13 protein-coding genes are annotated in these 12,803 nt (G+C 52.1%); 2 read left to right on the top strand and 11 right to left on the bottom strand.

All coding sequences use genetic code 11. The annotated features are described in order from the left end of the window. Window positions 1-230 precede the first annotated feature (230 nt). Window positions 231-1,418 (top strand): nucleotidyltransferase domain-containing protein, encoded by a 1,188-nt coding sequence (locus C2I18_RS15940; RefSeq protein WP_249896763.1) that lies wholly within the window; start codon window positions 231-233, stop codon window positions 1,416-1,418. Between the two features lie 425 nt (window positions 1,419-1,843). Here C2I18_RS15940 and C2I18_RS15935 read toward each other — a convergent pair whose 3' ends face one another. The 6 genes from C2I18_RS15935 to C2I18_RS15910 all read right to left on the bottom strand — a co-directional run bounded on the left by C2I18_RS15935 (window position 1,844) and on the right by C2I18_RS15910 (window position 7,549). After that, window positions 1,844-3,643 carry an ABC transporter ATP-binding protein gene (locus C2I18_RS15935; RefSeq protein WP_249896762.1) on the bottom strand — a complete coding sequence of 600 codons (1,800 nt, stop codon included), beginning with the start codon at window positions 3,641-3,643 and terminating at the stop codon, window positions 1,844-1,846. A gap of 13 nt (window positions 3,644-3,656) precedes the next feature. Then, window positions 3,657-4,115 (bottom strand): lasso peptide biosynthesis B2 protein, encoded by a 459-nt coding sequence (locus tag C2I18_RS15930; RefSeq protein ID WP_249896761.1) that lies wholly within the window; start codon window positions 4,113-4,115, stop codon window positions 3,657-3,659. After that, on the bottom strand, window positions 4,112-4,408 hold the full coding sequence (locus C2I18_RS15925) for a lasso peptide biosynthesis PqqD family chaperone (RefSeq protein WP_249896760.1): 297 nt from the start codon (window positions 4,406-4,408) through the stop codon (window positions 4,112-4,114). The genes C2I18_RS15930 and C2I18_RS15925 overlap by 4 nt, the downstream gene beginning before the upstream one ends. Window positions 4,409-4,411: 3 nt before the next feature. Further along, window positions 4,412-5,344, bottom strand: a complete 933-nt coding sequence (locus C2I18_RS15920) for a phosphoenolpyruvate carboxykinase (ATP) (protein WP_249896759.1) — start codon at window positions 5,342-5,344, stop codon at window positions 4,412-4,414. Between the two features lie 120 nt (window positions 5,345-5,464). Continuing rightward, window positions 5,465-5,590, bottom strand: a complete 126-nt coding sequence (locus C2I18_RS15915) for a paeninodin family lasso peptide (protein WP_249896758.1) — start codon at window positions 5,588-5,590, stop codon at window positions 5,465-5,467. 30 nt (window positions 5,591-5,620) lie between these two features. Next, window positions 5,621-7,549 (bottom strand): asparagine synthase-related protein, encoded by a 1,929-nt coding sequence (locus C2I18_RS15910; RefSeq protein WP_249896757.1) that lies wholly within the window; start codon window positions 7,547-7,549, stop codon window positions 5,621-5,623. 303 nt (window positions 7,550-7,852) lie between these two features. On the opposite strand from C2I18_RS15910, the gene C2I18_RS15905 reads away from it, so the two are divergent. Beyond that, the gene (locus C2I18_RS15905; RefSeq protein WP_249896756.1) at window positions 7,853-8,422 is read left to right on the top strand and encodes a GNAT family N-acetyltransferase; all 570 of its coding nucleotides are present in this window, start codon (window positions 7,853-7,855) and stop codon (window positions 8,420-8,422) included. Here C2I18_RS15905 and C2I18_RS15900 read toward each other — a convergent pair. From C2I18_RS15900 to C2I18_RS15880, 5 genes are all read right to left on the bottom strand, one after another. After that, window positions 8,419-9,072 (bottom strand): M48 family metallopeptidase, encoded by a 654-nt coding sequence (locus tag C2I18_RS15900; RefSeq protein WP_249896755.1) that lies wholly within the window; start codon window positions 9,070-9,072, stop codon window positions 8,419-8,421. The genes C2I18_RS15905 and C2I18_RS15900 overlap by 4 nt on opposite strands. A 46-nt stretch (window positions 9,073-9,118) precedes the next feature. Beyond that, the gene (locus tag C2I18_RS15895; protein WP_249896754.1) at window positions 9,119-9,688 is read right to left on the bottom strand and encodes a GNAT family N-acetyltransferase; all 570 of its coding nucleotides are present in this window, start codon (window positions 9,686-9,688) and stop codon (window positions 9,119-9,121) included. Beyond that, window positions 9,685-10,620: an AraC family transcriptional regulator gene (locus C2I18_RS15890; RefSeq protein WP_249896753.1), complete on the bottom strand. Its 936-nt coding sequence runs from the start codon at window positions 10,618-10,620 to the stop codon at window positions 9,685-9,687. Before C2I18_RS15890 ends, C2I18_RS15895 begins: the two co-directional genes overlap by 4 nt. A gap of 162 nt (window positions 10,621-10,782) precedes the next feature. Continuing rightward, complete coding sequence (locus tag C2I18_RS15885; protein ID WP_249896752.1) at window positions 10,783-11,367, bottom strand: hypothetical protein; 585 nt, start codon at window positions 11,365-11,367, stop codon at window positions 10,783-10,785. 449 nt (window positions 11,368-11,816) lie between these two features. After that, entirely contained in the window at window positions 11,817-12,713 is an 897-nt protein-coding gene (locus tag C2I18_RS15880) for an SDR family oxidoreductase (protein WP_249896751.1), read from the bottom strand. Between the last annotated feature and the right edge of the window lie 90 nt (window positions 12,714-12,803).

Genomic DNA, 12,803 nt, shown 5'->3' with positions numbered 1-12,803 from the left:
GTACTATGGGGGAGTACATATCGTAGCATACAAAGAGGAAATTGAAAAATAAAACCGGCAGCGTATGAACTGTAATAATTGTTTAATAAGTAGTAGTCCCCTTATACTCTAACACGCCGCGCAACAAATTGACATTTTTCTCTAACTGGTGTTACGCTCACAGTAGATTACCGTTCTCTATTCCGAACAACCAATCCATGCCAGTTCACTATTGCAAAAGGAGAATCTCTATGACTGATCAGCATACCCTGGATACGGGGAGCTTTTCCAAGGAATTGCTGCTCCTTGTTACCCTGCTTACCACCGAAAGCACCGAAAAAGCCGCAGAGCGGAATCCCGAGCTGTTCAAGGATCTGGACTGGGAGCTGTTCATCCGGCTGTCCCTGCATCACCGGGTGTACCCTTTTTTATATCCCAAGCTTAGCCGGACGCCAAAAGAATTTACAGCCGTTCCCGCGGCAGTTCTGGAACGGTTAAAGTGGGAATACCGCCGGAATACGGTGCAAATGCTCCATCTCAGCGGCGAAATGGCCCATATCAGCAGTCAGCTGGCCGGACTGGGTATCCGTTCCCTGTTCCTGAAAGGCCCGGTGCTTGCCCAGGATTTGTACGGCGACATTTCACAGCGCACCTCGCGCGACCTTGATTTCATGGTTCCGCTGGAGCGCCTGGCTGAGGCTGATATGCTGATGGCTGCCGAAGGATATGTTAAAGTTGAGGATTTCGAGAGCATTCTAGGCGACTGGAAGTGGCGGGAGCATCATTATACATACAATCACCCCGGTAAAAATATAAAAATTGAACTGCACTGGAGAATGGGCCCGGGTCCTTCCACAGAACCGGACTTTGAGGAATTATGGAGCCGGGCGCGGCGCAGCCCCCTTGGCGAGCATGTGTATTTTCTGGGCAGGGAGGATTTATTCCTCTTCCTGGCTGCACACGGGGCAAGGCATGCCTGGTCAAGGCTGAGATGGCTGCTCGATATTAAGCAGCTGCTTGCGCAAAAGCCCGATTGCACGGCCCTGACGGCGCTGCTGCACCGGTACAACTATGATATCATCGGCGGCCAGACACTCATTCTGGCTTCCGCTCTGCTGAAAGCGCCGGTCGATCCCGCACTGTCCGTCCTGATGAATAAACCAAAGGCCAAGAGCCTGGCAGAGCAGGCCCTCTTCTATGTGGCACGTATGGTCAATTTGAATGATCCCCCTCTGGAACCCGAGGTGGAGCGGCATTATAAATCTTACCAGCCGGCTATTCTTACACCATGGCACCGGTTTTTGCATGCCGCCAGCTTCCTGTATCCTTATGCAGCTGATGCGAAGACTCTGCCGCTTCCGAAGCCGCTGCATGTCCTCTATTTCCCGCTGCGCCCGTTTCTTTGGACCTACCGGAAACTGACGGGCAGCGAGAAATAACGTTGGCAGGAAGAACTGCTGCTTATAGTGAATGGTTCTGCTGTTGTGATATCGTGCAGTAGAACCTGAAAAAACCCCGGAATCAACAGATTCCGGGGTTTTTGGAGTGTCTGGAGTGCAGACTGCTCAGAGCCTGAATTAAAGAATTCACTTAGGTGGAATTACTCCACCTAATCTTCTGATAAATAACCTTATTACAATGCTTGTGGGAAAAACTCCACTTAAATGTACCAGATTAGTCTCCAAAGGCCTTTATTGGCCCGAATAGATGGAGAATTTCCAACTAAAGCTAATAAATGATGAAAAAAGATACGATTAGGTGGAGGAATTCCAACTAGCTTTTGATTCCAGAGAGACGTTGTTGATTGAGCTGTCTGAAGGAGTCCCAATCGGAGGCGCTCTCTGTAAGAACACACTCCGCTTATCTACATCGCCTCGCCCTGGCTGCTGAGCAGACGGCTGAACATCCCGCCTTTATCGAGCGCCAGGCCGCTGTAGACACCCTGCTGGATGACGCGTCCCTGGTCGATGACGAGAATCTGGTCCGCTCCGCGGATGGTGGACAAGCGGTGGGCAATAACGATCACGGTCACCGAAGACTTAAGACGCTCCAGCGCTTCCTGGATCCGCTTCTCGTTCTCGGTATCCAGCGCACTGGTCGCTTCATCCAGGACGAGGATCGACGGCTTGCGGATGATCGCCCGGGCCAGTACGAGCCGCTGCCGTTCACCACCGGACAAGCGGATGCCGCGGTCTCCGATCAGCGTATCCAGGCCTTCCGGCAGCTTGCGGACAAAGTCCGCGGAAGAGGCGAACTCCAGCGCCTCCCACAGCTCTTCCTCCGTAGCATCCGGCTTGATCATGGTCAGATTATCGCGGATCGTCGCGTTATACAGGAACGGATCCTGCGCGACATATCCAATCGAGCGCCGGTATGACAGTAATCTGTCACCCGATACAGGTTCGCCGTCAGCCAGGATTTCTCCCGACTCCGGCTGCATCAGTCCCATGAGCAGATCGACAAGCGTGCTTTTACCGGCACCGGAAGGCCCGACGATTGCCGTCATCCCGTTAGCCGGAATCTGTACATTGACCCCCTGCAGCGAATACTGCGATTCCTGTGCGTCATAACGGAAGTTCACGTTCCGGGCTTCCAGACTGTGCTTCAGGGTCATCGGGATGACTTCCTTCCCTCCATCCCCGGCGGTGCCATGTTCTGCAGCCTGCAGGCATTCCTCCTGCAGCTTCCGCATCAGCTTAAAGGACGGCAGTGTAGAAGCCAGCTGCTCCATTAACGACTGCAGCGTGGAAAAGGTCGGCCACAGTCTGGCAAATACGAGAATGACGAGCAGCAGATTAGGTCCTCCCGCATTCAGGAATGAGAACGAAAAGAAGATGAACAGCGCGATGAGAAGTGTGGAGGACATTTTGTACACCAGCTGGGAATTGGAACGCAGACGCGTATACGCAAGCTGCTCATTCTTGACCTCACCGGTGAATCCGTGCAGCCACTCCAGCCGCGAGTCTTCCAGATTGTTGCTCTTGATGTCCTTGATTCCGTTCAGCTGATCCGTGATTCCGGCAAGATACTGCTGGCCCAGCAGAGAGCTGCGGCTGCCCAGCTTCTTGGCCTTGCGGATAAATCTGCGGGAAAAGAGGGATAAAAACACAGCACACACCAGTACCGCCAGCGTCATGGACGGAGACAGCCAGAAGGCAAAGGCGATCTGCACAAGCGTGAACAGCAGCGAAGTGATGAACTGCAGGAAGCAGCTGATTCCTGCAAGCACCCGCGCCATTTCTGTAGTCATGAAATTAATGAGGTCAGAGGTGCGCTTCTTGAGAAAGAATGACCACTCGGCCCGCAAAAGCGCACTGTAGATTTCATATCGCAGCTGCCGGCTGTAGGTCTGCTGAATGTCCACATTGCGGATCGCGACAAAACGCGAAATCATATTCTGGCAGAGGACAATCAGGACGTACGCGCCAAGCACAAGCAGCAGCGCCGTCGTCTGCGGCAGCTCTGATATGAAACTGAGCATGGGAAGATTTAAGGCGGAACCTGATCCGCCAAGCTCAATACCGGCCATGCCCAGCATGGGAACCAGCAGCAGAATGGCGGAGCTCTCCAGCAGACCGCTGACGACCATGCCGAGCATATTTAAGTATAGTTTGACTCCGGATAAATGCTGAAGCTGCCGGACGTAGTGTAATATCGCCTGCATGGGTCCACCTCGATTACTCAACTTGTAACACTTTGGCAAACTTCTCTACAACGACAAAGCCCTTCATCGTATCGTCGCCGGAAACATAATAGGCTCCGCTCCGCAGCCAGGCATGGGCAGCCATCTGTCCCTTTTTGTCCCTGGCAACGCCCATATAAAGGGTGCTCTCTATGCCGCGTTTTTCGAGCATTTTAAGCCCTGCAACCGCCCTGACCATACAGGTGCTTTTCCAGGGTGTAACGCGGCTTGCAATCCGGATCGCCTTCGTAATTTGCTGAATCCTTAGAGCCTCGCTGTCCCGGGACACCATCCCTGTCTCCTGTGACTGGATTCCCAGCTTCGGGGCTGTCCGCTTGAACGGAAACAGCAGCTGGATTCTTGCCAGGAAAAGCCGCCATAGCGCTTCCGGAAGCAGCATTGCCGCAGCTCTGTCCCGGGTCAGCAGCTGCCGGATGCGGCCCAGGGCAGTCATGATCCGCTGATGGCGACGAGATCTTCATCCAGCAGGCTTTGCAGGAAAGCCAGGACATCCTGCTGCGCTGTCTCTGCCGGAACCTCAAAAATCTCCTGAATTTTGGCGGCAACCTCACTTACCGTAGAAGGGGTCTCCAGTGCCGACCAAATTTCTCCGCCGACCTCACCAAGATTGTAGTACTTGCCGTTTTTTACGTTCAGCATTACTTTTTCGCCGTCCATGTCGCTTGCGATATTGCCTTCCCGCTGGGCAAGAACGGATTCAAGGGATAATACCTGAGCTGTACTCATCCTTCATCTCTCCTCTCTTAGTGCACGAATAGTATCAAAGATATAAGAAGTCTGCACCGGGGCGCTGAAGCCTTCCTGCGGACGGGTCAGCCGGTACATCGGAAGTCTGTTCACAAAGGAAGCCAGCGTGCTAAAATGCCACTGGCGGATTCCTGTGCGGTCAATCATCGCCTTCTGGTAAGTGTGATTGAACAACGTATGGAACCGTTCCATTCCGGTTACCTGCTGCACCGTCACCGGACCGTCTTCCGTTACCCCCAGCTCAAAGACACCGGCAAGCGGCAGCGGTTCGCCATAAAAGCGGTCATGCACCGGCACGGCAAATTTGGTCTCCCGCTCAAAAAGCGGACGGTATGAGGACGAATTCATTCCCAAATAGTCCAGGCTCTGCTGCCACAGCTTCTGCTGCGGATATCCTGGAACTGCAAGCGGAACTCCATTTTGCACTATAACGGGAATAACATCGTCGCTGATCATGAGATGCCCCTGATCCATCAAATACGAGGCCAGTGTCGATTTGCCTGCCCCTGAGCGGCCAACCAGCGCATAAGCTTTATTGTCCAGCACAAGTGCACTGCCGTGAAGCGGGAGAATCTTTTTCTGCAGCAGGAGAATCCCCATGCAGCTTCCCATAATGAACAGCCGCACACAATCCTCGTCAGCGTTTGCCGCTGGCGATACTGTAATGGTGTTGCCGTCCCGAATAGAAAAAACAGCCGTGTCCTTTGCTTCGAACATGACTTCGTTCCCTTGAACTCCTACGCTCGGAGTGATCTTCGGTATGGCTTGCCAGCGTTCCGACAGATCTCCTCTGATGACAGATACGCTGCCTATGAGTCCCGGCTGATCCGAGACCGGAAGCTCCGGCAGGGGGAATTCGCTGGTGATTTGCAGGCCAAACGCTTTGTAGGCCAGGCCTTGTACGGTACTCGCCATACGGTTCACTCCAATCATCAATATCGTGCCGCCATAGGCGGATCATGCCTGTTATAAATATAGCCCTTATCCCCCTCCAGCAAGCACAGGGGGATGAGGGCCGCGCGAACCAAAATATTCTTAGGAGTAGTGCACCGTCTCATCCGGATCATTTTGGAAGGAGTCGGCGATGGCAAATCCCGGTCCAGCCATAGTCATTTTTACGTCGAGCACTTCCAAAGCAGGCTTGCTGTATTCCTTTTTCATGTATTTCACCCCCTTTCAGGCAGTTATAGGTCAAGACATGCTTTTCAGAAACCGGTAGAAAACAAGACCCCGCGTAAGGAGACGGAAATCCGTATTATAGATCATCTCCGGTGCAGGCTCCCTGCCCAGCCGGTCCAGACAGCCTGTAAGCACCGTTTTGTTCAGGTAAGAGGATGCTAGAGGATCCATAATCATCTCCCGCAGCTCCCCCAGGAAGGCGTTCCACTGCGGAATCATGCGGGTAATGCCGTCTGCACCCTGCACCCCGCGCCGTTTGCGGTTCAGTCTCACCTGGTCCGGCAGCCGTCCCTTCATCGCCCTGCGGATCAGGGAACGGTCCACACCGTTCTGCACAAACTGGTCTTCCGGCACGGAGAGACAGAACCGGATCACGCGCAGATCGTTCGTCGGGTCCCGGTCCCAGACGCGGTATCTGAGCGACAGCTTGGTCGCTGCGGTTCCATTTACATTCCAGATATGCGGCTGTTCAAAATGCTTCCGCCGGATATCGTAGACCGTCTGGTAAGACTGCTGGTCCACATTGAACTCTCTCAGCCGTTCATGCACTGCCGTACGTCTGGCAAACTCGGGATTGATCAGCTCAGGCAGAGCATCCTGCTTCCTCGACAGCAGCCCGGTAATCGATGGAAAAGCCTTTCTGCCGACAATCTGCAGCACCTTCTTCGGGTTTGCTTCCATCGACTCGTTATACTGCCTGTTCTCACGATAGAAGGAGATCAGGCGGAACTCACGGATCAGCTTGGCCTGATAATCCAGTGCAGGCCCCCAGGAAATACTCCAGTTCCCTCTCTGGCCGCTGAGCAGCACGCCGATATCCTTTTTTTGCGCCTCTTCATAGATCCCTTTGAGCCAATAAGAGTTCTCAAAGAACTTATAGGGCATCTCCATAATATCCAGCCATTCATCGACCTCACTGTACGGGCTGAGCTGCGGGAAATTCAGAAAGCTTGGCTGAATATTGCCCACATGGTCGATCGTCTCCTGAATATAAGGACGTTCATCAGCCACCCGTCTGCCCAGATTGAAGTCCACAAAGCTGTCGACAGGATAAGAGCTGAACGTATACAAGGGTTTGCCGCTGCGGCGCAGCTCTTCTGCTGCAAAGCTGACCACGGAGCCGGAATCCAGTCCTCCGCTTAGGTTGGCCCCGGCCGACAGATGGGTACGAAGCCTGTCTTTCACCGCTCGTCCAAAGACGTCCCGGAAAGCCTCTTCATATTCACCGTTGGAGCGAAGCCTCAGCTTGGGCGGAGGTTGCATGGTGTAGTAGCGGGAAAAGACAATCTTCTCACCGGTAACATAAATAGAGTGGGAAGGCGGCAGCTGCTCAATGGATTCATACACCGTGGAGTAGCAGTCTGCAACATCGATTCGAACCTGGATCGCCAGAAACTCGGAAATCCACTCTTCATTCAATCTATGGCTAACCCCCGGCATAGCCAGCAGGGGGTGCATTACTGTACAGAACACGAACAAATGGGACGATCTGTGGAAATACAAGGTCCGGTTGCCGGAGAAATCCCGTGCGCCGAACAATGCGCGCTTCTTCTCATCCCAGATCATAAAAGCAAAGTCACCGACGAGATGAACCGGTGCCTGGTTCCCCCACTTTTCATAGGCAAGCAGGATCAGCAGACTGTCCGGAATAGCTTCGCGGTCTGCCCGGGGCACGTCAAGCTGTTCAAACAGTTCGCTGCGGTTATCGATAATCGCATCCGCTGTAATCGCTAGCCCCCGTTCCCGGTCATAAAAAGGCATGGTTGCATTCACGGATTGCGGAGTAATCCACTGCGAACGGCAGCCCAGAAAAACATCTGTGTTCTGCCATCCCCTGGCATCATCGGCCGGATAACGGTTAAGCTGCTGCATAAGTTTGGGTCCCAGTTCGGGATCCAGCTGCTGGTGCTGCAAATGATAGATACCGGCGATTGCGCTCATGTTCATGCCTCCACCTGCGTGAACGTCTTCCCCGGATCTGTTTCTGATTACCGCGGAGCCTTCACTGTGTACTGGTTCTTAATAAAGAACATTTTTCTTACTATATAATTTAACTCCCCTTACCTTAATTGTGAATGACACAAAAGAATGCTTTTAGGTATCCTTTAGCGTATTGACTTATATATACTTGTATGATATAGAGACAGGCCCACTCCCGCTTTTTCACTTGAAAATGGAACAAAAGTCATGTTATGTTCTTTTGAAATCAGGGATTTGGGGGATGATGTTGTGGGGAATCACGGTATGAAACCGATTATGCTGTCCATTCCGGAGAGCTTTGAAAGCAGCCGGCTGCTGATCCGTGCGGCAAGGTGGGGAGATGGGGCCGGTGTGAACGAGGCGGTTCTGGAGAGCCTGGCTGAGCTGAAGCCCTGGATGCCCTGGGCACAGCACGAGCCTACCCTTGAAGAATCTGAAGTCAGCATCAGAAGGTCCCGGCTGGAGTTCCTGGAGCGCTCAGACCTCAGGCTGCTTCTGTATAATAAGGAAACCGGTCAGCTCGTCGGCAGCAGCGGGCTGCACCGGATCAACTGGCAAAGCCGCAGGTTCGAAATCGGGTATTGGGTACGGACCTCCTGCAGCAGGCAAGGGTATATAACGGAGGCAGTCGAAGCTATTACGAATTATGCTATAAATGAGCTGCAGGCGAACCGGATTGAAATCCGCTGTGATTCACGCAATACCTCAAGCGCAAGAGTGGCTGAACGTTCAGGCTTCACACTGGAAGGCATACTCCGTAATGAAGCCTGTGACACCGAGGGGAACCTGCGGGACACCATGATTTTCTCCAAAGTCCGCGGGGTTGAATACTAAAGGGTCATAAACTGTCCGAACCGGGCCAGATACGCCTCCTTCTCCTTGTAATCCGGCATAATACTGCCCAGACGGCGCCAGAAGGAACGGTCATGGTTCATATGCAGCAAATGGCACAGCTCATGAATGATTACATAATCGATAACCTCGGGCGGAGCCATAGCCAGCCGGTAATTGAAGGTCAGCTTCTTGTCCGCGCTGCAGCTCCCCCATTTGGTTGCCGATTCTACGATATCCACAGTTTTGGGCTTAACTTTCAGCTGGGCCTGATACTGAGGCATCCGCCGGGCTACAATTTTTTTCAGGCTGGCAAAATAGAACTTTTTGAGCTCCAGCTTCAGCTCCTCTGCATTCCGGGCGCCGGGCTCAATGAGCTCGTGCAGCAGGTACTCTTTTCCGAGATAAAGATACCGTTCTTCGCCTTGATATTCCTTGACCTTCGGGGCCTGCCTTGCTGCAGCCAGCCTCTGCTGATTCTCCAAAATCCACTCACCGTGCCGCTCCACTGCGTCCTTTATCACATCTTCACCTGTGCCCTTGGGAGCCTTGACGATGATAAGGCCGTTGGTTTCTATATGAAGCGAAATTTTGGAGCGTTTGCTGTATTGAACATGAAATTGAATAATCTGATCTCCGATTTGAATCTGCATGGCCACCATCGTTTCTGTACTTTATGTTGCTATAAGTGTAGCAGGTTCACGCGCCGTAGTCTTCCTTGAGGACACTGTACAGCTCCAAATCTACAATCCCCTGCCCGGTCCAGAGCGCAGCTTGGCGCAACGCGCCTTCTTTAATGAAGCCGTTCTTCAGCAGCACCTGCTTGGACGCTTCATTGGGCGGCATCACTTCAGCCTGGACTCTGTTGACCTGTACCTCTGAGAACAGATACTCCAGCAGCACCCTTAGCGCTTCCGCAGCAATCCCCTGTCCCCAATACGCTTCCGCCAAAAAATAGCCCACAGTGAGCATATTCACCTTCTGGTTGCAGTCCATTACTTCGATGATTCCCAGCAGCTTGTCCGGTTCCGCCGTGGATATGATTCCCCACTTCACCCGCGACCGTTTGAGATAATCCCGTTCAAAGTGTCCGATCATGCTTTTGACCGCAGCGATATTGGTTTTGGGGAGAATGCCGCAGTACTGGAACACCTTCTTGTTGCTGTAAATCGCGTATACGTCATCCAGGTGCTTATCTTCAATCTTGGCGAGAATGAGCTTCTCCGACCGGAGTACGGGAAACTGTCCAAAAAGCGCTTCAGTATTCATGGGTTCACCCTTCCGTTCAAGCTTTTAACCGGGATATACAGATCCGCCCGGCACTTGCCTTCCTTGTCCTGTGCAGGATCATTCAGACAGAACTCCAGGCAGGGCCTGTCATCGGCCTCGTACCCGCTGTGCGGCAGCCAATTGCTGAATACCTGCTGATAGGCCAGAACTAACTTATCGGTTGTATCATAAAAGGAATATACGGCGCAGGGGCCCCCGGGCAGTGTTGCGAACTCAATACTAGCTTCATAGTCCTGCTGCGCAAATCCGTCCGGCAAGGTGACGCATGCATCATAACGGCAGGCTTGATCCTCCACCAGATCCGGGTCGTCCCGGGAGATGCCGATAAAATAAGCATTGTCAGGGGTTATCCCCTGCCGCTTCGCCCACTGTCCTATCCTGCTCCATGTCTCCTGTGTATCCAGATAACTGCCGGCTTGCCTCACATATGCCACTTTGTACTCCGGAAGCTCGCGGAAGGTAATCATACTGGCCCACGCCCTTTTCAGAAGATTATTGGTCCTGGAACCATTGTAATCCTCATGGCGGGGCTTCTCTTCCGGCTTCTTGCTGGAATACGGGCGAATCTTGCTATCTCTTCCGCTGCTCTTCCTAAATACGCTTGGCGTTGTGCCGTAGTACTTTTTGAACAGACTATTAAATGTAGAGACCGATTCGTATCCGCACAGCTGGGAGATCTCCAGAACAGACTTTTGTGTCTCCAGCAGCAAAGTTACAGCATTTTGCAGCCGTATCCGGTTCACGTACACCGCCGGAGTCACACCGGTCTGAGCTGTAAAGATCCGCGAAAAATGATATTTCGAGAAATGGGACACCCCGGCCAGAATAGTAAGGTTCAGCTTTTGTCCGCTATGCTCCTTTATGTATTGCAGCACACAGTCTATTCTATACTGATAGTCGTTATTGTTCATGGTTCTTTGGTCTCCGCAGTAAAGGGTAAGGAACTACCAGAATTATACACCGTGAAGTGAGTTGGCGTCACTTTTGCAGACCTCCGCATTAGTTCCAACCGTTTAACACCAAAAAACCAACGCCAAAATTCACGCTGAGGGTCTCCAGGTTATTATAATATTTCACTTGTTAATAAGCTGATTAAACGCCGCCGAGTCAAATCTGTCGCCCTGTATGAGCCATGCACCATTTACTTCTTTTAAAGTCAAAATGCCCTCTACGGGAACCCTGCTGCTCTCCTTGTCCTCTTGGTCCGTTAACACCAGGTCTGCATTATATCTTAATTCGATAATCTCTTTCTTGTCGTTTACAAGAGTAAATACAAGGTTGTCCGGCTGTAATGAAAGTTTGTGTTCATGAACGGCCGTTAAAGGCAAAGCTGTGTAGCGCGTATCGACTGCCTTTGCATAAAAGTCGTCTGTAAAGAAGGGTTTTAATTCTTCGTTTCGCGTTTGAATAGCCTCGTCTGATAGAACATCCCCAGCAGCTTCGACGGTGTATTCTTTATTTTTATATGCCTCCGCGGCTTCTATCGCCTTATTCACAGCCTCCTGATTTGTAGAACTGCTGTCTGGATTTGCGGTAACCGCGTTCCCGGCAGCTGAGTTAATGTGCGGTGGTTCATTTGCCGGGGTCTCTTGACTGCAGCCATTAATGAAGACCAGCGATAGTGCAATAGATCCAACTAGCAGCAGCTTTTTGCTCATAACCTCACTCCTTTTTACATTACTTACATCTAGTTTCCATATTTACGTCAAGTATCCGGCCTGGTTTCAAGTTTCTTACATATGCTTTTGCGCGTCAGCAGACTATTCACGTTGAGCATTCAGCCTACTATAATTCTAACGGACCCAGAGGGCCTTATTTCAGCAAAATGCACCCGATTTATAAGCTAACGGACCTCAGTTCCGTTATTTAGCCGAATTTATCCTGAAACGGGCTGCCGCTTAGTAAATAAAGGATCTACGGTCCGTTAGCCCGGTAAAATGCACGATTTACAGCAAATAAGGGATCTACGGTCCGTTAGCTTCGCTGCAGTACAAGCACAAAAAAGCTGCTGCAGTACAAGCACAAAAAAGCTGCTGCAGTACAAGCACAAAAAAGCTGCCCCGGCAAAAGCCGGAAGCAGCTTGCTTATTCAATGATAGAGTTAGAGTTACGGCGAAGGCATGCCGCCGTTCGCATTCAGTGTCTCGCCGCTGACATAGCTGGATTCCGGGCTGGCGAGGAATACGTAGGCCGGGGCCATTTCGACCGGCTGGCCGGGACGGGTAAGCGGAGTGCTGTTCCCGAATTCCTTCAGCGCATCCTCAGGCTGGCCGCCGCTTACCTGAAGCGGAGTCCATACCGGTCCTGGTGCTACCACATTGACGCGGATGCCTTTCTCTCCCACCTGCTGGGCGAGCGATTTACTAAAGGTGTTAATGGAAGCCTTAGTAGTAGCATAGTCCAGCAGGATTGGCGAAGGCGAATACGCCTGAATCGAAGACGTATTGATGATCGTGCTGCCCGGCTTCATATGCTTGATCGCCGCTTTGCACAGCCAGAACATCGCATACACATTCGTCTTAAAGGTAGCATCGAACTGCTCCGTTGTAAGGTCGGCAATATTTTCAACAAACTGCTGTTTGCCTGCAATATTGGCGAGAATATCGATGCCGCCAAGCTGCTCTACAGCTGTATTAATCAGCTGCTCGCAGTACTGCTCGTCCTTGAGATCACCTGGCAAAGCAACCGCCTTGCGTCCGGCTTCCTCTATGATCTTCACTACTTCCTGCGCGTCGGCTTCTTCTTCCGGCAGATAAGACAGGACCACGTCGGCTCCTTCCCGGGCATAAGCAATCGCCACCGCACGGCCGATACCGCTGTCCGCTCCGGTAACCACCGCCTTGCGTCCGGTCAGGCGCCCGGTACCGCGGTAAGTCTGCGAGCCGTCATCCGGCTTCGGCTGCATTTTCTTCTCCAGACCGGGTTCCGGCTGCTGCTGCTGAAACTCCGGCGTGGCCTTTTGAAATTGGGTTGTTGGATCCTGTACTGTAAATTGATCGCTCATCGTGCATTCCTCCTCTATAATCTCGATCGGGTGATGACTATGGGACAATTAACATTTCAGAAAATGATTTGACTCTTTTAATGTAACCAT

The sequence above is a fragment of the Paenibacillus sp. PK3_47 genome (assembly GCF_023520895.1).
Taxonomy (GTDB): Bacteria; Bacillota; Bacilli; order Paenibacillales; family Paenibacillaceae; genus Paenibacillus_AQ.
Note: the sequence above shows the minus strand (reverse complement) of the source record. Positions and strands in the feature narration are given on the sequence as shown.

Excerpts from the sequence above, each read along its gene's own strand:
- C2I18_RS15890 (WP_249896753.1), bottom strand. The coding sequence starts at position 10,620 with ATGAACAATAACGACTATCAGTATAGAATAGACTGTGTGCTGCAATAC.
- C2I18_RS15900 (WP_249896755.1), bottom strand. The coding sequence starts at position 9,072 with ATGCAGATTCAAATCGGAGATCAGATTATTCAATTTCATGTTCAATAC.
- C2I18_RS15940 (WP_249896763.1), top strand. The coding sequence starts at position 231 with ATGACTGATCAGCATACCCTGGATACGGGGAGCTTTTCCAAGGAATTG.
- C2I18_RS15880 (WP_249896751.1), bottom strand. The coding sequence starts at position 12,713 with ATGAGCGATCAATTTACAGTACAGGATCCAACAACCCAATTTCAAAAG.
- C2I18_RS15910 (WP_249896757.1), bottom strand. The coding sequence starts at position 7,549 with ATGAGCGCAATCGCCGGTATCTATCATTTGCAGCACCAGCAGCTGGAT.
- C2I18_RS15930 (WP_249896761.1), bottom strand. The coding sequence starts at position 4,115 with ATGACTGCCCTGGGCCGCATCCGGCAGCTGCTGACCCGGGACAGAGCT.
- C2I18_RS15925 (WP_249896760.1), bottom strand. The coding sequence starts at position 4,408 with ATGAGTACAGCTCAGGTATTATCCCTTGAATCCGTTCTTGCCCAGCGG.
- C2I18_RS15920 (WP_249896759.1), bottom strand. The coding sequence starts at position 5,344 with ATGGCGAGTACCGTACAAGGCCTGGCCTACAAAGCGTTTGGCCTGCAA.
- C2I18_RS15895 (WP_249896754.1), bottom strand. The coding sequence starts at position 9,688 with ATGAATACTGAAGCGCTTTTTGGACAGTTTCCCGTACTCCGGTCGGAG.
- C2I18_RS15915 (WP_249896758.1), bottom strand. The coding sequence starts at position 5,590 with ATGAAAAAGGAATACAGCAAGCCTGCTTTGGAAGTGCTCGACGTAAAA.
- C2I18_RS15905 (WP_249896756.1), top strand. The coding sequence starts at position 7,853 with ATGAAACCGATTATGCTGTCCATTCCGGAGAGCTTTGAAAGCAGCCGG.
- C2I18_RS15885 (WP_249896752.1), bottom strand. The coding sequence starts at position 11,367 with ATGAGCAAAAAGCTGCTGCTAGTTGGATCTATTGCACTATCGCTGGTC.
- C2I18_RS15935 (WP_249896762.1), bottom strand. The coding sequence starts at position 3,643 with ATGCAGGCGATATTACACTACGTCCGGCAGCTTCAGCATTTATCCGGA.